This is a genomic window from Sporosarcina sp. Y1009 (assembly GCF_057669865.1).
On sequence record NZ_JBYHFO010000003.1, the window covers coordinates 296,400 to 315,755 of the forward strand.

The following is a 19,356-nucleotide window of genomic DNA, read 5'->3' on the forward strand; positions in this document are numbered from 1 at the left end:
CTCAGCATGCGAAATCGTGATTTTTCATTTTGGTTGTTTCTAACCCCAGTCATTTTAAGTTTAAGTCTTGTTATCCTAGTTCCATTTGTTTACGGGTTTATTTACTCTTTTACGAATTGGAATGGCATGGTGGCGACTGAATTTCTTGGTTTTCAGAATTACATCACCTTATTTAAAGATGCCGAATTCAGAGCATCCGTATGGTTTACGACAAAATTTGCAATTTGCTCGGTCATTCTCCTGAACTTCTTGGGGTTGGGACTTGCATTGCTTGTCACCCGTAATCTAAAAACAAATAATTTAATGAGAACTGTTTTCTTTATGCCAAACTTAATTGGTGGACTTATTTTAGGATTTATTTGGCAGTTTATATTCATTAGCGTCTTTGGTAACTTAGGAGATTTACTCGGAATAGAAGCGTTAACTGGATGGTTGTCAACAACTGCAACTGGCTTTTGGGGACTTGTCATCTTAACATCTTGGCAAATGGCCGGTTACATAATGATTATTTATATCGCTTACTTAGAAAATATACCGAAAGACTTGCTAGAGGCAGCGGAAATCGACGGGGCATCTAGTTGGCAACGTTTTCGTAATATTACATTCCCTTTAGTTGCACCTGCATTTACGGTTAGTATGTTCCTAACCTTATCCAATTCATTTCAAATCTATGATCAAAACTTATCCTTAACAAACGGTGGTCCGTTCAACTCAACGCAGATGGTTGCGATGAATATTGTAAAAACTGCCTTTACTGAAAATAAAATGGCTTTCGCTCAATCAAAAGCCGTCATTTTCTTCCTCATTGTAGCAGCTGTTGCGATTACGCAAGTTTATTACAATAAGAAAAAGGAGGTTGATATGTAATGAGCGGGAAGAAACGTAATCTAATCATTATTGAAATCATCGGTCTCTTGCTCGCGTTATTATGGATTTCTCCTTTTTACTTGATGATTGTGAATGCATTTAAAACGAAAAAGGAAATCTTCTCAGGCGTACTTGGACTTCCAGATGGACTTGAAACGAATAACTTTGTTCAAGCTTTTAAGGACTTGGACTTTATTAATTCTCTGTTTAACTCCGTTCTTATCACAGTTGTAGGGGTAGGAATCATTATTCTATACTCCTCAATGGCAGGCTATGCATTAGCTCGCAACAAAAGTAAACTGAGCGCACTCATACTATTACTTTTTGTCGCGGCGATGCTAGTTCCGTTTCAGTCGGTCATGATTCCACTTGTTTCGTTATTTAATAAGGCTGATATGTTAAATCGTGTAGGGCTTATCTTTATGTATTTAGGATTTGGTTCGAGTCTATCGATCTTTTTATATCACGGAGCGATGACAGGAATATCGAATTCATTGGATGAAGCGGCGATTATTGACGGTGCCAATAAATTTCAAGTGTTTTGGCACATCATTTTCCCATTATTGAAACCGATTTCTGTTACAGTTGGAATATTAAATGTTATTTGGATATGGAATGATTACTTATTACCATCCCTTATCCTGGCAGATGAAAATGCAACGATCCCGATTAAAATGTTCTTGTTCTTTGGACAATACACAAAACAATGGCATTTAGCATTAGCTGGCTTAACGATTGCAATTATTCCAGTTATTATTGGCTACTTTTTTGCACAGAAGCAAATTATCGAAGGAGTATCCGAGGGAGCCGTTAAATAAATTGAGTTGGAGTGAAAACCTATGTCGGTTACCATCAAGGATGTCGCAGCACGGGCGAATGTTGCTCCGTCAACTGTTTCACGTGTTATCTCGGATAGTCCCCTAATTAGCGAGAAAACGAAACGAAAAGTTCATAAGATTATGGATGAAATGGGTTATCAGTTGAATTATAATGCACGTATTCTCGCCCAAAAATCAACAAAGACTATCGGAATTGTTATGAAGAACTCGACAAAGGAATCGATGCATAATACATTCTTTCCTGAAGTCATTCGTGGGATTAGTGCATTATGTAATAAGTATGATTTCAGCATCAGCCTTACCACGGGAGAATCCGAGGAAGAAGTCTTTAAAGATACGGTCAAAATGGTCGGCGGAAAAAGAGTCGACGGCGTCCTTGTTTTATACTCGAAAAAAGATGATAAAGTTGTTCCGTATTTAATCGAATCTGGCATTCCTTTTGTTGTTATAGGAAGGCCTTTAATCGAATCGAGTCAGATTATGTTCGTTGATAACGATAACGTTCAAGCCGCTAAAGAAGCAACAAAGTATTTACTCGGTTTAGGACATGAGAAGATTGCGTTTATCGGGGCAGATATCGCGTTTGAGGTTGGGGAAGCCAGATTGAATGGATTCCAACAAGCGATGAGAGATAAAGGGCTACATGTATCGAATGATTATATTAAAGATACGCAATTAGACCCTGATCACGGGAAGCAAGTTGTTGCGGAATTAATGGACTTACCTGAACCACCAACGGCGCTCATCATACCGAATGATTTAAATGCCTTAATTGCGTTGACCGCTTTAGGGGAACGAAATATTAAAGTACCTGAAGACGTAAGTATCATTAGCTTTAATAATTCAATGATATCAGAAGTGTCGAATCCACCATTAACATCTGTTGATATTCAAATATTTCAATTAGGATATGAAGCGGCAAACTGTTTAATAGAGTCAATTAACGATCCGAATATGTTTAAAAAAAGCGTCATTATTCCAACCGTTATTCATGAAAGAAAGTCCTGTTCACCATTGAAAGTTTAGGTTCCCCCTAGACTTTTAAGTATCTATCCCGCATTAACGTGCCGTAAAACCCATCAACGGCACGAAAGAACGGAGGAATCTAGAACATTCCTCCTTAATGCCCGATTGGTTCAACTAACAATCCGTGAAGAAGAATTGAAGTGCATTCTTCCTTGGAGAAGAATTGAAGTGCATTCTTCCTTGGAGAAGAATTGAAGTGCATTCTTCCTTGGAGAAGAATTGAAGTGCATTCTTCCTTGGGGATGAGGCCCCCTACGGATTGAAGTTTCACATGATGCAAGCGCTTGCTTGAATCANGTGCATTCTTCCTTGGGGATGAGGCCCCCTACGGATTGAAGTTTCACATGATGCAAGCGCTTGCTTGAATCAATGCAACATCTATATAAAGGAGCGATACTATGAATATTGTCGTATGGAATGAAAATCGTCATGAGCAGAAAAATCCTGTTGTTGCAGACATTTATCCTGAGGGGATCCACGGTGCGCTTGCAAACCTTTTAAAAGAAGATGCGCATACCGTAACAACGGCGACGCTCGATGACCCCGAACATGGCTTATCTGAAGAAGTATTGAATAATGCGGACGTCCTCGTTTGGTGGGGACATCTTGCGCATGATGAAGTGAAAGATGAAGTTGTTGAACGCGTGAAAAAGCGCGTGTTAGAAGGTATGGGCTTGATTGTTTTACATTCAGCTCATTTCTCAAAAATATTTAAATCGCTAATGGGCACGACTTGCGATTTGAAATGGCGTGAAGCTGATGAAAAAGAACGTTTATGGGTAGTCGATCCAAGCCATCCGATTACAGAAGGCATCGGGGAATATATTGAACTTGAAAAAGAAGAAATGTACGGGGAACACTTCGATATCCCTGCACCAGATGAATTGGTTTTTGTCAGCTGGTTTGAAGGTGGAGAAGTCTTCCGAAGCGGCGCAACGTTTAAACGTGGGAATGGAAAGATTTTTTATTTCCGTCCTGGCCATGAAACCTATCCAACTTATCATCATAAAGATGTACAAAAAGTAATTCGCAATGCGGTTAAATGGGCGGGAAATACGAATACACCAACACCCGTTTATGGAAATGCGAAGCCATTAGAAAAGTTGGCAAATAATAACTGATCAGGAGTGAAAACATGCAAAAGTTAAAAGTAGCGGTTATTGGATGCGGGAGTATCGCGAAATATAGACATTTATCAGAGTATAAAAATCACAATGCGGTCGAAATCGTAGCGGTTTGTGATATTGTCGAAGAAAGAGCCTTGGAAATGGCAAGCAAGTATCAAGCCAAATCTTATACAAATTATAAGGAATTACTTAAAAATGAGGAAGTTGACGCGGTTAGCGTTTGTTTACCAAATTATTTACACGCACCTGTTTCCATTGCTGCATTAAACGCAGGCTGTCACGTATTATGTGAAAAACCGATGGCGACCTCTAAAGAAGAAGCAGAAGACATGATTCAAGCCGCGACTAAGGCAAATAAAAAGCTAATGATTGGGCACAACCAACGTTTCGTACCCTCCCATGTTAAGGCGAAAGAGTTAATTGCAAGTGGTGAAATCGGAAATATTTATAGTTTCCGAACTGCATTTGGACACGGGGGACCTGAGCAATGGAGCGTTGAAGGTGAAGATAGCTGGTTCTTTAAAAAGGATCAGGCATTTATCGGCGCGATGGGGGATCTTGGCGTCCATAAAGCAGACCTACTTCGTTACTTATTAGGGGAAGAGTTTGTTCAAGTCGCTGGTTTTATTGAAACGAGCGCAAAAGAAAATAGTGATGTAGATGATAATGCAGTTTGTATATTAAAAACTGAAAGTGGGATTATCGGGACGCTTGCAGCGAGTTGGGCTTATTCAGCAAAAGAGGATAACTCCACAATTATTTATGGTGAGAAAGCAATTTTGCGTCTTGAAGATGACCCTAATTATTCATTAATCGTTCAATATAAAACCGGGGAAGTCGTTAATTATGCATTAGGCGGGATTCAGTCAAACGCTGAAGGTGGTCAAACAACAACAAACACCATCAATCATTTTATAGATGCAATCATTCAAGATACTGAACCGCTTATTAACGGTGAAGAAGGCAAGAAATCATTAGAAGTGATTTTAGGCGCGTTGGAGTCAATGAAAACAAAACAATTTGCTAACCTATAAAAGTCCAAGGAGGTTTTATCTATGAAACTCGGTGTATTTGCAGTTTTATTCTCACAGAAATCATTTGAAGAAATGCTAGATCATGTACAAGCTGCTGGATTAGATGCGATTGAAATTGGTACAGGCGGTTATCCAGGAGACGCGCACTGTAACGTCGATGAGCTACTCGCTAGCGAAGACAAGCGGAAAGACTATTTGGATAAAGTTCATTCTCGAGGATTAACCATAAGTGCGTTCAGCTGTCACGGTAATCCCGTTTCGCCGAATCAACAAGTTGCCCAGAATGCTCATGAGATATTCGTGAAAACGGTGAAACTCGCACAATTGCTAAACGTTCCCGTAGTGAATACTTTTTCAGGAACTCCAGGATCAAACGAAGACTCCAAGCAACCGAATTGGCCAATTTCTCCGTGGCCGACGGAGTACACCGGTATTTACAATTGGCAATGGGAAAAGAAACTAATTCCGTATTGGAAAGAACAAGGGAAATTTGCGGAAGATCACGGTGTGAAAATCGGCATCGAACTTCACGGCGGATTTTCTGTTCACACCCCCTACACGATGTTGAAATTAAGAGAAGCAACGTCACCTGCAATCGGAGCGAATTTGGATCCGAGTCATCTTTGGTGGCAAGGCATTGATCCAGTCGCGGCAATTAAGATTTTAGGAAAAGAAAATGCCATTCACCATTTCCATGCGAAAGATACGTATATCGACCAGGAAAACGTGAATATGCACGGGTTAACGGATATGCAACCATACGGAGAGGTGCAATCTCGTGCATGGACATTTAGATCAGTCGGCTGTGGGCATAGCATTCAAGAGTGGTCTGATATGATGAGTGCACTACGTACATATGGCTATGATTATGTCGTCAGCATTGAGCATGAAGATCCATTAATGTCCGTTGATGAAGGATTTTCACATGCCGTGACGAATTTGAAATCTGTGTTGATTAAAGAACAACCTGCGGATATGTGGTGGGTGTAAAAGAATAAGTAGTTGTGGTATATGAAAATTTTGCATATATCACAACTTTTTTTACTTCGTTATCATTAATTTTACATAAAAGGAAGGAAAGTTGTTTTATGAAGGTATTAAGAGTGGGCATTATTGGCGCAGGAGCCATCGCGGGTGACGTCCATATTCCGAACTACTTGTCTTGTGGAAGTAAGGTACAAGTTGTTGCAATCGCGGATGTGGTCATTGAACGTGCCAGGGAAATGGCAAAGAAGTTTTCAGTTCCACATGCTTTTAGTTCATACGAAGAAATGCTTGCCAATGTTAAACTAGATGCAGTGAGTGTCTGTGTACCGAATAAGTTTCATGCGGAAGCAACGATTGCAGCACTTGACGCAGGTTGCCATGTATTATGTGAAAAACCGCCGGCGATGTCAGTTGAAGAAGCTGCTTTAATGGCAGAGACGGCTAGAAAAACAGGGAAATTCTTAACGTTTGGCTTCCATTATCGCTATCGACCAGAAGTTGAAATTGCAAAAAGATTTATCGATGCTGGTGAAATGGGGGAAATCTATTCTGCCCGCGTTCATGCGATACGTCGAAGAGGGATTCCTGGTTGGGGTGTTTTTACGAATAAGGAATTGCAGGGCGGCGGTCCGTTAATCGATATCGGCGTGCATATGCTAGACACCGCTTTATATTTAATGGGATATCCAGAGCCCGATAATGTCCTTGGACAAACGCATCAACGAATTGGCAATAAAAAAGGTGTCGGTTTGTTCGGGGAATGGGATTATGAAAATTACACAGTCGAGGACATGGCTATTGGCATGGTGACATTCAAAAATGGTGCAACATTGACATTGGAAGCTTCTTTCGCTGCGAATGTTGAGAAAGATGAAACGATGCAAGTGGCGTTGATGGGAGAAAAAGGCGGTGCGGATATTTTCCCGCTTAAAATATTCCAAGAAAAACATCATTCATTGGTAGACATCACACCAGTCTATCTGCCACAAGTTGCTGGGCACGAACGTGAGATTCAACAATTTGTAGACTGCTGTCTCAGAGGTGTCCAACCATTAAGTACACCACAACAAGGACTGATCATCCAAAAAATCGTTAATGCGATTTATGAATCTGCAGAACAAGGTAAAGCGATACAATTATAAAAAACTTGGCCAAATACTGAATGACAGTATAGGCCAAGTTTACTCATGTTTCTATTTTATTTACTGCATCCAATGCCTTCTCTAGTTCTTCAGGTTGTTGAGTGCCAATGACCACGGTTTGATAGCTTAGTTTGATTTCCAAACCTTGTTTACCATTCACATTATAAGCTGTTTCTCCATTGAGATTTAAACGAATGCCCCAACCACCAAAACGAGTAAATGAATTATAAGTAATTACCTCAAAGTGTGTAATATCCTTAAATAAGAACTTTCTATACTTGATATGAAATGGCGTAAATCGAATATAAAGACCATCATCACGAACTTCGATGATCAATTTAACCATGCCGAGCATGACTACAGGGAAAATAATCCCGAAAACAACCCATATTATAATCATCATCACATCTGGCGCAGGCTGATTCCCGAAAGGAATCCCGAAAATAATTTGTTGAATAAAGCCATACCACATCAAAATAGCAATCGCCAAAACCAACAACCACCAAAAAATTGACCGAGGTCTTTGAACTTCTCGGTATTTAACTATACTTTTATTTTCTATTTTGATCACCCCACAGTAATATCCCCGAGTAAAACTGGCACTTATAGGCTAAGAATCATTGCAACCTTCCGCGAGATTTCATGTGTATTTATCGACGATTCGATTTGTCTATTTTCCACACTACTGATAAACTCTTCGACTTCGTAATACATCGTATCAAACTCATGTTTTATAGAGATATCCTCCGTTTTTCCATCTCTATATTTAATCATCACTTGCTGAGGTCCACTAATGTGATCAATCTCGATTACCCCATTTTCACCTTGAATTTCACTCGGTAAAAATGAATCAGTAATCTTCGAATACATGACAACCGCTTCAAATCTATCATAATTCAAAATCATACTTCCTTGACCTTCTGCACCGGTAGACAATAAATAATTATTTTTCAAAACTGAAAGGGGCTCCCCGGCCAAGTGAACAATCGGTGCAACCGCATATACACCTAAGTCAGTCTTCGCACCATTTCCTAATTCGGGTTTAAACGCATTCTCAATAATCCCATCTTTATAACGGTCATACCTAGAAGAATATTGATTGTAGTGAAAAACAAATCGTCTAATTGGTCCAATTTTGTCCAAATGCTTCTTCAAGTTTAGGAAAGAGGGTGTCACAGTCGACTTCATAGCTTCCATAAACAGTACGCCACGCTCACGAGAAGTTTGAGTCACAAGATCCATTTCCTCAACTGTTGTCACAGCGGGCTTTTCACAAAGCACATGAATGCCATTCTCCATCGCTAAAATACTCTGCTTTGCATGAAATACATTGGGTGAGGCAATATAAACTGCTTCAATATCACCGCTCTTGAACATTTCGTCTAAATCTGTGTAGACGTTTTCAACCTGATACTTCTCCGCAAAAGCTTTCCCCGTCTCCTCAGTTCGCGAATAAACCGCGCCAATACGAAATGATGGATGCACACTCGCAGCCTTGATAAATCGATCCGTAATCCAATTTGTTCCGATAATCCCGAAATTCATAGTATAACCTCCAACGATTAACTTCTAATGAATAGTATGTCATAAGAAAAAGAGTTTGGGTAATATTTTCAGTGACTGCTCAATACTTTACTGTACGACCAAGTGTTATTAAAGTTTCAAATAGATAATGGATGCTAAATGCATTAGAAGAAAAAACAGGTTATATTAATAAGAAGGAAATCGATACGATATCTAGTCAAATCCACGTAGAACAGATTGATAGCATAAATTGATTGCAGGGAAGGGAGTTTAACTTTGAAAGAATTATATTTAACGAACGCAAGAATTGTTTTGGAAGACAGCATTTTGTCTAGGGGTTATATACATATAGTAGATGGTGAAATTGAATCAGTTGGCGAGATGAGTGATTGTCCATCAATTGGTGAACAGGTTAAAATTTACGATTGTGCAGATAAACAATATGTTATTCCAGGCATGATTGATATTCATGTTCACGGGGCGGCAGGCTATGATTTTATGGATGGACATACGGAAGCGGTTGAAGGAATTGCTATTGCGCTTGCGAAAGAGGGCGTAACATCGTTTCTAGCCACTACAATGACAAATCCAATCGATTATACAAGTGATGCAATCAAAAATATAAAGGATTACCTGATTAAAGAAAATCAACCCGGAACGGCGGAATTAGTCGGTATTCATTTAGAAGGTCCTTTTATTAATCTAGAACAAAAAGGTGCGCAACCTGAGGAAGACATTATTCTTCCAAACGTAGAGCTCTTTAAAAAATGGCAAGCTTTGTCGGGAAATTCTATCAAAATTATTACGTTCGCACCTGAACTAGATTTGGATTTCGACCTATTGAATGAGCTGAAAAAGATGAAAGTGATTCCTTCTATGGGCCATACAAATGCGACTTATGAAGAATCTGTCAGTGCGATACATAACGGAGTTTCTCATGCAACGCATCTATTTAATGGAATGAGAGGGCTTCATCATCGTGAGCCAGGCGTTGTCGGTGCGGTTCTTATAGAAGATGATGTATATGTAGAGGTAATCCCGGATGGCATTCACTTTCATCCAGATTTGCTGAAATTGATTGTCAAAACGAAAGGGCTCGAAAAAGTATTAGTCATTACAGATGGCATGCGTGCTAAGGGATTATCAGATGGTAGTTATGATTTAGGTGGACAGGAAGTTACTGTTCTTGATGGTAAATGCTTACTAGCGAATGGTTCACTGGCAGGCAGTGTTGTGACGATGAATGCTGCGCGATTAAACTTAGTAGAATGGCTCGGCTTATCAATTCATGAGCAAATGCAAGTGACTTCTGTGAATCAGGCAAAACGCTTAAACATTTTTGATCGAAAAGGGTCTATTGAAGGTGGGAAAGATGCAGATTTAGTTATTCTCGATGCTGATGGACAAATTGGTTTAACAATTTGTAGAGGGATAGTTGCCTACCAACGTGATTGATAACCGATACACAAATGCATCTGATATAATTAAGTAGATGTTTTAAATCGGAGGGAATTGGATGAGAAAAGTTCGATGGGGTATTTTGAGCACCGCAGGTATTGCACAGAAGGAACAAATTCCAGCATTTTTGAGAGCTGAAAATGCTTTGGTAACCGCAATTGCAACTGGAAGCGATATTGAGAAGGCGAAAGAAGTGGCCACACGTTTTTCAATTGAAAAGACCTATGATAGCTATGAAAAGTTATTGGATGATCCGGATGTTGAAGCTGTTTATATTCCACTTCCAAATCATTTACATAAAAAATGGGTAATTGAAGCAGCGAGAAAAGGAAAACATATTTTATGTGAAAAACCAGCTGCAATTAGTGCAGCTGAAGTTGAAGAAATGGAAGCGGCGTGTAAAGAAAATGGTGTTCTTTTCATGGAAGCTTTTATGTATTATTTTCATCCGCAGCATGAGCGTGTTAAAGAGATAATCGATTCGGGTGAAATAGGCGATGTAACTTATATGCAAGCAGGCTTTTCGTTTTACTTGGATGAAGAACGTAGAAAAACATCCATAAAAATGAGCAAGGATACAGGGGGCGGCAGTATTTACGACGTCGGTTGTTATGCCATTCATGCACTCCGAAATATCCTAGGAGCTGAGCCGGAAACTGTCCAAGTTCACGCGGTGACGGATGTTGAATCCCAAATTGATACAGATGCGGTCGGTTATTTAACATTCCCAAATGGTGTACGCGGGACGTTCGATTGTAGCTTCAATTTAGCGATGCGAAATGAATATAGAGTATTTGGTACGAAGGGTAGTATTACTGTTCCACGTGCATTCCGACCAGATAATCACGACGGTGAAGGCTTAGTGGTGATTGAAACAAATGGTGCACCCCGTAGCGAAACGATCACGAGTGATCAGTACAAAGGCCAAATTGAACATTTATCATCAGCGATTTTAGAAGGAAAGCACATCGTAGCTCATGACTTTGTAAACACTTACCATAATATGCGTGTTATAGATGCTTGTATGAAGTCCATTCAGACAGGACAACAAGAGAAAGTATACTAGTTCTGAGAAAAAGCTCATTTGAATTGGTAAGAGTATTAAAAAAGTGCAAAGCCTATATAGACTTTTCTTTTTCAATGCCCTCGATTTATTCGTGGGTTTTTTTATTTGATTTCACCTTATAAAACGGTCTCTTTGCTATGAGAAAGGGAATGGTGGTAGTATTAAGCGTGCAATGAACTACTCAGGAGATGTTTAGCATGAAAAAGTATTTAACGAAAAAATGGTCTGTTATCAGTATTGCCATTTTTTGTTCCATCTTATGGGGGAGCGCATTTCCCGTGTTAAAGGTGAGTTATGAAGAATTGCAAATGGTTCCAGAAGATACGATTGCCAAAGTGGTATTTGCAGGCATGCGATTTTTATTGGCGGGGCTAATCCTCTTAGTTGGCATGTTACTGTTCAATCGAAGAGCTTTAATTGTCTCGAGAAATAGAATACCCGTCCTTATTATCTTTGGAATTACACAAACAGCTTTGCAATATTATTTCTTTTATAATGGACTCGCGAAAACGACGGGGATGCAAGGTGCGATTCTTGCGTCTAGTGGAACTTTTTTCACGGTGATGTTAGCACATTATTTTTATGTGAATGATAAAATGAATTGGCAAAAAACAATTGGTTTACTGGCTGGATTTGCAGGCATTGTCGTTGTCAATTGGGGCCAAGGATTACAAATCAGTTTTCAAATGACAGGGGAAGGCTATATGATCCTGGCCGCTTTAACTGGGGCTGTTGGAACAATCATGGCTAAAGAAATGGCTGTAGGGATTCATCCATTTGCTTTAACAGGCTGGCAATTGACGATCGGTTCTGTTCTTTTATTAGCAATTGGACTGCCTCAATTGCAAGAGAATGCAATGACATTTACCCCGCTCGGTTGGTGGCTTTTCATCTATTCTGCACTACTTTCAGCTGTTGCATTTGGGTTGTGGTACTCTATTTTAAAATATAATAAAGCTGGAGAAATCAGTATTTATCGATTTGTAACGCCTGTTTCAGGAGCAATCCTCTCTGCGATGTTTATTCCTGGAGAGAAATTAACGTTACTAGTCGTTGCAGCATTAGTGTTTGTCTCTATAGGATTTATAGCCATTAATTATAAACCTAAATTAGCGGTTAAAGATGAAAATGATTGAGTTCTCACATTTCGTGAGGGCTTTTTTTTCTATCTAAAAAAGGAAATATCGATTATCGTTTCAAACATAAGTCTCTTATAATATTATGTGAATTTTGCAGAAATCTAAACTCTCTCGTCAAATGCACTTGAAAAGTAAAGCGTTTACATTTAAGATAGACAATAGAGAGTTAGTCTGTTTGTTTGATAAACAAACTAACTCGATGACGTTGTTTTCGATAGATTTACATAACTAAAAATTGAAAGGTTGGTAATTATGAAAACTTTTATTACGGATGATTTCTTATTGTACAATGAAACGGCGAAAGAGTTATTTCATGGCACTGCAAAAGATTTACCGATTATCGATTATCACAACCATTTAAACCAAAAAGAAATTTTGGAGGATAAAAACTTCAAAAATCTATCCGATATCTGGTTAGGCGGGGACCATTATAAATGGCGTGCGATGCGTGCGAATGGTGTCAACGAGTCTTTCATCACGGGCAATAAAAGCGACTATGAAAAGTTTCTAGAGTGGTCGAAAACGGTTCCAAAAACATTTGGCAATCCTTTATATCACTGGACGCATTTAGAACTGAAACACTATTTTGACATAGATGAATTGCTTAATGAACAATCTGCACCAGCTATTTGGGAAGAAGCAAACAAGAAACTAGCTACAAAAGAAATGTCTGTTAGATCATTACTGAAAAAAGATAAAGTTCAATTTTTGGGAACAACAGATGATCCTACAGATGATTTAGTGAGCCACAAAGCCTTAAAAGAAGAGGGCTTTGAAATCACTGTATCCCCTTCATTCCGACCAGATAAAGGGCTTAATCTTGAGCGCGAAGAATTTATTGGTTGGCTGGGTAAACTGGGTGAAGTTACGAATACTTCTATTGAGACCTATGACCAATTCCTTGATGCATTAGCAAGCCGTGTTGATTATTTTGACGAACATGGATGCCGTGCGTCAGACCATGGAATTGACGTTATGTTCTTTGAGGAATCGACGAAAGAAGAAGCCGCGGCTGTTTTCCAAAAGCGCTTAAACGGTGAAGCTTTAACAGCAAAAGAAATAGAGCAGTATAAAACATTTACACTGATCACATTAGGTGAATTGTATGATGAAAAAGGCTGGGCGATGCAATTACATCTAAGTGCGCTTCGTAATAATAATACGAGAATGTTTAATGTTCTTGGCCCTGATACTGGTTTCGATTCAATCGGTGATCTTTTAATTGCCAATAAAGTATCGAACTTCTTGGATGCACTGGATAAAAATGATAAATTACCAAAAACGATTTTATATAGCTTAAATTCAAATAATAATAATGTACTGGCGTCAATGGCTGGGAACTACCAAAGTTCTGAAATTGCTGGGAAAGTTCAGTTTGGTACTGCATGGTGGTTTAATGATACAATTGATGGTATGGAAGAGCAGATGAAGATGCTGGCGAATACTGGCCTAATTAGTAATTTTGTGGGGATGTTGACTGACTCAAGAAGTTTCCTGTCATTCCCAAGGCATGAGTATTTCAGAAGAATTCTCTGTAACCTTCTAGGAACTTGGGTTGAAGAACAAAAGGTCCCGAAAGATATGGCTCTTCTCGAGCAGTATGTCAATGACATTTGTTATGAGAATTCAAAGCGTTATTTCGGACTATAAGTTATACTGTATCCAAGTGAAAAAAACTTATGAGATATAGGAAGGAAGACGAATAGATGTCTAAACAACAAATCGGCGTTATCGGTTTAGCGGTAATGGGAAAAAACTTAGCGCTAAATATTGAAAGCAGAGGCTATTCTGTATCGGTATTTAACCGTACAACTGCTAGAACAGAAGCGTTTTTAGAAGATGAAGCAAAAGGTAAAAATGTTTTTGGCGCAACATCAATCGAAGAATTTGTAAATTCTTTAGAAGTGCCACGTAAAATTTTGCTAATGGTTCAATCCGGAAAACCAACGGATGCGACGATTGCATCATTGCAACCATTTCTTGAAAAAGGTGATATTCTCATCGACGGCGGAAACACTTTGTTTGAAGATACAATCCGCCGCAATAAAGAGTTGGAGAAAACGGGTATTCACTTCATTGGTACAGGCGTTTCCGGTGGAGAAGAGGGTGCACTGACTGGTCCTTCAATTATGCCAGGTGGTCAAAGAGAGGCTTATGATCTTGTCGAACCAATCTTCGATGCAATTGCAGCGAGAGTTGACGGCGAATCATGTAGTGCCTATATCGGACCAGACGGCGCAGGTCACTATGTGAAAATGGTGCATAACGGAATTGAATACGGCGATATGCAACTAATTGGTGAAGCGTATTTCATCTTGAAGCATGTGCTTGGCATGGATGCTCAGGATCTTCATGAAACATTTACTGAGTGGAATAAAGGCGAATTAGATAGTTATTTAATCGAAATTACAGCTGAGATTTTCACGAAAATCGATGAGGATACAAACCAACCATTAATCGATGTCATTTTGGATAAAGCCGGACAAAAAGGTACGGGTATGTGGACAAGTAAAAACGCATTGGATTTAGGTGTTCCACTACCGGTTATTACTGAAGCTGTTTTTGCACGCTGTATTTCATCAATGAAAGACGAGCGAGTTAAAGCGAGCAAAGTACTTAAAGCACCAGCACCAATTGACTTCGCAGGAGATAAAGAAGAACTTGTGGAGGCAGTCCGTAAGGCACTTTATATGAGTAAGATTTGTTCTTATGCACAAGGTTTTGCACAAATGCGTGCACAATCTGAAGAGAGCGATTGGAATCTTCAATATGGAGAAATCGCAATGATCTGGCGTGGAGGCTGTATTATCCGTGCACAGTTCCTACAAAATATCAAAGAAGCTTATGACCGTAATCCTGAATTGGAAAACCTCTTATTAGATGAATACTTCAATAATATTGTTGGTGAATACCAATCGGCTTTACGTGAAGTGGTATCAGTTGCAGTGAAACACGGTATTCCAGTTCCTTCATTCGCAAGTGCGATTTCTTATTATGATAGCTATCGTTCTGAGAACTTGTCTGCAAATTTAATCCAGGCACAACGTGATTATTTCGGTGCACATACGTATGAGCGTAAGGATAAAGAAGGTTCATTCCACACTAATTGGTTCTAATTTTTAACAGTAAACAGACGCCCATTCAATTATGAAATGGGCGTTTGTTTTCATTGTTATCCTATAAAAAAAGAACCCCTATGAAAGGGATTCAAATTTATTCATCATCTAGCGTTAACAGGAGTTCAGGAACTTCTAGGAAGTGTTGAATGGCTAATGCACATGCACCGATTGAACAGGATTTATTGCCCAAATCTGAAAGTTCTAGGCTGCCGTATTTACTCACTGTCGATTTAAAATTGCTTTTAATTTTCTCGATTGAATTTGGATACATTTTCAATACTTCGCTCGTTAACACCAATGTTTCTGGGTTATACATATTAATAATATTATTCAGTCCAGTCGACAAATCGCAAATATATTGTTCGATGAGCGCAATTGTCGTTGGGTCGTTTTCAGTAATTAGTTTTTCGATATCTGCATAGGTCACTTTGGGTACATTCAATTGCTCTTTAAGTTGAGCGAATAAGCTCGTTTCAGATGAATATTGTTCCCAGCAACCGCTATTGCCGCAACGACAAGGTTTACCGTTTTGCGCAATAATCATATGGCCCATTTCACCAGCATAGCCGTTATACCCTTTGTGAAGTTTGCCATCAACCATAATGCCTACGCCAATCCCTGATGACAGCATGATACAAAGCAAGTGATTACTATCATGATGTTTATACACACGTTCGGCATACGCTGACAAGTTGGCATTGTTTTGAATGCTAATTTCTATATCAAGTTCTTTTGTTAAGTCTTCTTTTAATGTTTTGTTGTGCCACTGATATGTCGGGATAAAGAAGATGCTGTCATCTTTTTTATTAACAGTACCGTGGATTCCAATCATCACACTTACTAAGCCATATCGACGATCGGAAAATTGTTTTTTATACTTTTTAATTTGTTTTATTAGTAGACTGACAATCACTTCGTATTCATCAGTTTCGATGTCAATGGATTGATAGTGAACGAGCTTGCCACTTAAATCCGAAACCATGTACTGAATATTTTTATAATCGAGGTCAATCCCTAAGACGTACCCTGCATTTTTGTTAATCGACAGCATAATCGGTCTTCTACCCACGACATTATGTTCAAGTTTTGTTTCGATGATCAAATCTTCGTCCAATAAATCAGCAACCTGTACCGAAATCGTCGCCTTATTTAATCCTGTAATTTTTGATAAATCGGCTCTCGAAATCATTTCATGTTCGAATATTTTACTTAAGATTATGCTTCGATTTATCTTTTTTATGTAAGCCCCGTCACCTGTGATAATCATTCATTACTGCCCCCTGTATTCCCTATATTGAATTATTTGCTTTATTTTGTTTAGTAAACAAATTAAATGTGGTATCTTCAATATATCGTATATGCAGTGGAATGAAAAGGCTTTCATTGAATTTTATTCATTATTTACTGAAGAATGTATCGATATTAGGAGGGAATTATTAGATGAGTACTTTATATTTTGATTGTTTTTCTGGAATTAGTGGTGATATGGTCATTGGCGCTTTAATCGATGCTGGTGGATCCCCCGACCATTTATTGAGCGAATTAAAAAAACTCAAAATGGAGGATGAATATGAACTCACTTTTACCAAAGTCGTAAAAAATGGAATTACTAGTACAAAGTTTGATGTTTTATTGGCAGATGAAGTACATAGTCACAATCACGGCCATGAACATGCTCACAGTCATGATCATAGCCACGAACATGGGCATTCCCAAAGTCATGATCACGAACATTCTCATAGCCACGATCATAGTCATGCGCATAATGACCGTTCGTACAAACATATTGTTCAGCTGATTAAATCGGCGAGTTTTTCTGAAAGAGTAGAAGAAATCTCATTGGCGATATTTGAGAAAATAGGGATTGCAGAAGGGAAGATTCATGGGGTTGCGCTTGAGGATGTCCATTTTCATGAAGTTGGTGCGGTGGATTCAATTATCGATATCGTTGGCACGGCCATTTTATTGGATCAATTGGAAATCAAGCACATAAAGTCTTCAGCGATTCCTGTAGGATCAGGAAAAATTCATATTGACCATGGCATTTACCCAGTACCGGCACCAGCTACTTTGGAAATTCTACGTGGGATTCCGATTGCTGCGACAGATGTAAAAGGGGAGCTTGCGACACCCACTGGTGCAGCGATTGTTGCAGTTTTAGCTGAATCATTCGGCCCATTGCCTGCTATGACAGTTAAATCGATTGGTTATGGAGCTGGAACAAAAACATTCCCGACACATCCAAATGTTGTTCGTGTTATTATTGGAAATTAATTAGGTCTTTTGTAAAACAAGCAGTAGCGTCGATGAGCTGCTTGTTAGACTATGGGGGTAGTTGGTCGTCATGAAGCAACATTCAATATTTCAATACCTATATATTCTTTATGCGTCTGTATTTGCTGTTAACATTGCAAATATATTTATAGAAAGTGAGACGCTAAATTACATTATCGGATGTTTTGCAATTTTACTATTAGCGATTTCCTTTCTGGGCGCTTCGAAACTATTTGTAATTTTAAGTGCTTCATTTCTAGTAATTGGCGCACTGCTTTATTCATCAACAGGGAAGTCAGTATTGGAAATTCCAGGCATTCTCACATCGAATATGGCGCTGCTTACATTACTTGCGATGCTACCTTGGATGAATAGTGTTGTGAGAAGTGGACGATTTGACCGAAGTCTAAACACGTTGATGAAAGTGAATGTCTCCGATTTAGGAAAATTGTACATGCGGAGTTCTATAACGACGCTTACATTGACGTCATTCCTGAATTTATCGGCAGCCTCCATTTCACAAGATGTGTTAAAAACGAATTTAGCAAATGAGGATAAAAGATTGAGAGACTCATTTATCAGTTCGTCTACTCTTCGTGGGTATTCAATCGCTTTGTTGTGGAGTCCACTTGAAATATTATTGGCCATGTCAATTTTTCTAACAGGTGTCTCCTATGTATCGGTGTTACCATGGTTACTCTTGATTGCAGTCATCGCATTTGCAATCGATGCATTGTGGGGGCGCATTCGCTATCGTAAGTATGCTTATAATAGTCCGGAAAATGTTGGTGACGAACCAGTAAAAGTTAATATTGAAGGATTAGCGGGTAAAGTGTTCCACCTTGCATGTGCATTGGTTCTGTTTCTAGGGCTCGTTATTGGATTAGGGACATTATTTGACATTGATTTTATCCTAACGGTTACGCTACTAATCTTTCCATTTACTTTAGTGTGGTCATTCATCATGAAAAGATCGCGCAGTTTCTGGACAATCGGCTGGAATAATTGGAAGATGAAAACGAATATGATGCAAAACTTTATCATCCTATTCATTTCACTCTCATTCTTCTCTTATAGTATTAGCAATGCTTCCTTTTTGGAGGTCATTCAGCAGCCAATTTTATACGTATCAGAATATCCATTAATCGTCTTTTTTGTTATCCAATTAATCTTTATCGGATTGAGCATGTTTGGCATTCATCCACTCGGAACGTTCGGGATTTTAGGAAGTCTAATCGTCTTATTATTAGAAGTGTATAACCCATTAAGTTTAGCGATTGTCCTCATTACAAGTTCGGTAGCGACGCTAACGGTGGGAACATACGGACTTGTCGTTACATTAACTGCCATGAATACAAATCAAAGTCCGTATCGCATTACGCTCAACAACCTAGGCTACTCCCTTCTTCTCGGAGGTATCGGGACGCTAGTCGCTTACTTTTTATTGTGAAGATGAATTATGAACATAGTGCCTGTTGAGGGCGCTATGTTTTTTTGTTTGCTGGAAAGTTGTTTAAGAATTTTCGTGAATACTAAAAAACTCCATTATTCAAGTCCCTGTTTTTATATGATTCGTTGATTTCCGTTTCGGGCGGACGCTTTCCTGCGGGCGAGCGCCGATCCTCCTCGTCGCTACGCTCCTGCGGGGTCTCGGCTAAGGAAAGAGCGAACTTCTCTTTCGTACTTCGCTAATTCCGCGGGAGTCGCCACCCTCATACGCGTCAACTTAAGGTTCTGTTCATCACTTCTTATCA

Annotated in this window: 17 protein-coding genes; 14 read left to right on the forward strand and 3 right to left on the reverse strand. The window is 39.1% G+C overall.

Annotated elements, in window-relative coordinates; all coding sequences use genetic code 11:
* Positions 1 to 6: 6 nt before the first annotated feature.
* The 7 genes from AC25Y1_RS05845 (at position 7) to AC25Y1_RS05875 (ending at position 7,022) form a co-directional block, all read left to right on the forward strand.
* Positions 7 to 867 (forward strand): carbohydrate ABC transporter permease, encoded by an 861-nt coding sequence (locus tag AC25Y1_RS05845; protein WP_488147010.1) that lies wholly within the window; start codon positions 7 to 9, stop codon positions 865 to 867.
* The gene (locus AC25Y1_RS05850; protein ID WP_488147011.1) at positions 867 to 1,685 is read left to right on the forward strand and encodes a carbohydrate ABC transporter permease; all 819 of its coding nucleotides are present in this window, start codon (positions 867 to 869) and stop codon (positions 1,683 to 1,685) included. Before AC25Y1_RS05845 ends, AC25Y1_RS05850 begins: the two co-directional genes overlap by 1 nt.
* A 21-nt stretch (positions 1,686 to 1,706) precedes the next feature.
* The gene (locus tag AC25Y1_RS05855; RefSeq protein ID WP_488147012.1) at positions 1,707 to 2,732 is read left to right on the forward strand and encodes a LacI family DNA-binding transcriptional regulator; all 1,026 of its coding nucleotides are present in this window, start codon (positions 1,707 to 1,709) and stop codon (positions 2,730 to 2,732) included.
* 398 nt (positions 2,733 to 3,130) lie between these two features.
* Positions 3,131 to 3,853 carry a ThuA domain-containing protein gene (locus tag AC25Y1_RS05860; RefSeq protein WP_488147013.1) on the forward strand — a complete coding sequence of 241 codons (723 nt, stop codon included), beginning with the start codon at positions 3,131 to 3,133 and terminating at the stop codon, positions 3,851 to 3,853.
* A gap of 14 nt (positions 3,854 to 3,867) precedes the next feature.
* Entirely contained in the window at positions 3,868 to 4,893 is a 1,026-nt protein-coding gene (locus AC25Y1_RS05865; RefSeq protein ID WP_488147014.1) for a Gfo/Idh/MocA family protein, read from the forward strand.
* 21 nt (positions 4,894 to 4,914) lie between these two features.
* Positions 4,915 to 5,883 carry a sugar phosphate isomerase/epimerase family protein gene (locus AC25Y1_RS05870; protein WP_488147015.1) on the forward strand — a complete coding sequence of 323 codons (969 nt, stop codon included), beginning with the start codon at positions 4,915 to 4,917 and terminating at the stop codon, positions 5,881 to 5,883.
* 98 nt (positions 5,884 to 5,981) lie between these two features.
* Entirely contained in the window at positions 5,982 to 7,022 is a 1,041-nt protein-coding gene (locus AC25Y1_RS05875; RefSeq protein ID WP_488147016.1) for a Gfo/Idh/MocA family protein, read from the forward strand.
* A 43-nt stretch (positions 7,023 to 7,065) separates the two neighbouring features.
* Here AC25Y1_RS05875 and AC25Y1_RS05880 read toward each other — a convergent pair whose 3' ends face one another.
* Positions 7,066 to 7,584, reverse strand: a complete 519-nt coding sequence (locus tag AC25Y1_RS05880) for a DUF6141 family protein (RefSeq protein WP_488147040.1) — start codon at positions 7,582 to 7,584, stop codon at positions 7,066 to 7,068.
* A gap of 41 nt (positions 7,585 to 7,625) precedes the next feature.
* Positions 7,626 to 8,567 carry a Gfo/Idh/MocA family protein gene (locus AC25Y1_RS05885; protein WP_488147017.1) on the reverse strand — a complete coding sequence of 314 codons (942 nt, stop codon included), beginning with the start codon at positions 8,565 to 8,567 and terminating at the stop codon, positions 7,626 to 7,628.
* A 255-nt stretch (positions 8,568 to 8,822) separates the two neighbouring features.
* Here AC25Y1_RS05885 and nagA point away from each other — a divergent pair, with 255 nt between their 5' ends.
* The 5 genes from nagA (at position 8,823) to gndA (ending at position 15,325) form a co-directional block, all read left to right on the forward strand.
* On the forward strand, positions 8,823 to 10,001 hold the full coding sequence (gene nagA / locus AC25Y1_RS05890) for an N-acetylglucosamine-6-phosphate deacetylase (protein WP_488147018.1): 1,179 nt from the start codon (positions 8,823 to 8,825) through the stop codon (positions 9,999 to 10,001).
* A 61-nt stretch (positions 10,002 to 10,062) separates the two neighbouring features.
* On the forward strand, positions 10,063 to 11,070 hold the full coding sequence (locus AC25Y1_RS05895; RefSeq protein ID WP_488147019.1) for a Gfo/Idh/MocA family protein: 1,008 nt from the start codon (positions 10,063 to 10,065) through the stop codon (positions 11,068 to 11,070).
* Between the two features lie 197 nt (positions 11,071 to 11,267).
* Positions 11,268 to 12,206 carry a DMT family transporter gene (locus AC25Y1_RS05900; RefSeq protein WP_488147020.1) on the forward strand — a complete coding sequence of 313 codons (939 nt, stop codon included), beginning with the start codon at positions 11,268 to 11,270 and terminating at the stop codon, positions 12,204 to 12,206.
* 255 nt (positions 12,207 to 12,461) lie between these two features.
* Positions 12,462 to 13,859: a glucuronate isomerase gene (gene uxaC / locus AC25Y1_RS05905; protein ID WP_488147021.1), complete on the forward strand. Its 1,398-nt coding sequence runs from the start codon at positions 12,462 to 12,464 to the stop codon at positions 13,857 to 13,859.
* A 56-nt stretch (positions 13,860 to 13,915) separates the two neighbouring features.
* On the forward strand, positions 13,916 to 15,325 hold the full coding sequence (gene gndA / locus AC25Y1_RS05910) for an NADP-dependent phosphogluconate dehydrogenase (protein ID WP_488147022.1): 1,410 nt from the start codon (positions 13,916 to 13,918) through the stop codon (positions 15,323 to 15,325).
* Positions 15,326 to 15,422: 97 nt separating this feature from the next.
* Here the strand turns inward: gndA and AC25Y1_RS05915 are convergent, their stop codons facing one another.
* Positions 15,423 to 16,595, reverse strand: a complete 1,173-nt coding sequence (locus tag AC25Y1_RS05915) for an ROK family protein (protein WP_488147023.1) — start codon at positions 16,593 to 16,595, stop codon at positions 15,423 to 15,425.
* Positions 16,596 to 16,768: 173 nt separating this feature from the next.
* Here AC25Y1_RS05915 and larC point away from each other — a divergent pair, with 173 nt between their 5' ends.
* Together larC and AC25Y1_RS05925 are read left to right on the forward strand one after the other, a co-directional pair.
* A complete protein-coding gene (larC, locus tag AC25Y1_RS05920; RefSeq protein ID WP_488147024.1) occupies positions 16,769 to 17,602 on the forward strand; it encodes a nickel pincer cofactor biosynthesis protein LarC in 834 nt (277 codons plus the stop codon).
* 70 nt (positions 17,603 to 17,672) lie between these two features.
* Positions 17,673 to 19,052: a hypothetical protein gene (locus tag AC25Y1_RS05925; RefSeq protein WP_488147025.1), complete on the forward strand. Its 1,380-nt coding sequence runs from the start codon at positions 17,673 to 17,675 to the stop codon at positions 19,050 to 19,052.
* The last annotated feature ends 304 nt before the right edge of the window (positions 19,053 to 19,356 follow it).

Coding starts and splice junctions, on each gene's coding strand:
- AC25Y1_RS05850 (WP_488147011.1), top strand. CDS start 867: ATGAGCGGGAAGAAACGTAATCTAATCATTATTGAAATCATCGGTCTC.
- AC25Y1_RS05915 (WP_488147023.1), bottom strand. CDS start 16,595: ATGATTATCACAGGTGACGGGGCTTACATAAAAAAGATAAATCGAAGC.
- uxaC (WP_488147021.1), top strand. CDS start 12,462: ATGAAAACTTTTATTACGGATGATTTCTTATTGTACAATGAAACGGCG.
- gndA (WP_488147022.1), top strand. CDS start 13,916: ATGTCTAAACAACAAATCGGCGTTATCGGTTTAGCGGTAATGGGAAAA.
- AC25Y1_RS05845 (WP_488147010.1), top strand. CDS start 7: ATGCGAAATCGTGATTTTTCATTTTGGTTGTTTCTAACCCCAGTCATT.
- AC25Y1_RS05900 (WP_488147020.1), top strand. CDS start 11,268: ATGAAAAAGTATTTAACGAAAAAATGGTCTGTTATCAGTATTGCCATT.
- AC25Y1_RS05870 (WP_488147015.1), top strand. CDS start 4,915: ATGAAACTCGGTGTATTTGCAGTTTTATTCTCACAGAAATCATTTGAA.
- AC25Y1_RS05855 (WP_488147012.1), top strand. CDS start 1,707: ATGTCGGTTACCATCAAGGATGTCGCAGCACGGGCGAATGTTGCTCCG.
- AC25Y1_RS05895 (WP_488147019.1), top strand. CDS start 10,063: ATGAGAAAAGTTCGATGGGGTATTTTGAGCACCGCAGGTATTGCACAG.
- AC25Y1_RS05885 (WP_488147017.1), bottom strand. CDS start 8,567: ATGAATTTCGGGATTATCGGAACAAATTGGATTACGGATCGATTTATC.
- AC25Y1_RS05875 (WP_488147016.1), top strand. CDS start 5,982: ATGAAGGTATTAAGAGTGGGCATTATTGGCGCAGGAGCCATCGCGGGT.
- AC25Y1_RS05860 (WP_488147013.1), top strand. CDS start 3,131: ATGAATATTGTCGTATGGAATGAAAATCGTCATGAGCAGAAAAATCCT.
- AC25Y1_RS05925 (WP_488147025.1), top strand. CDS start 17,673: ATGAAGCAACATTCAATATTTCAATACCTATATATTCTTTATGCGTCT.
- larC (WP_488147024.1), top strand. CDS start 16,769: ATGAGTACTTTATATTTTGATTGTTTTTCTGGAATTAGTGGTGATATG.
- AC25Y1_RS05865 (WP_488147014.1), top strand. CDS start 3,868: ATGCAAAAGTTAAAAGTAGCGGTTATTGGATGCGGGAGTATCGCGAAA.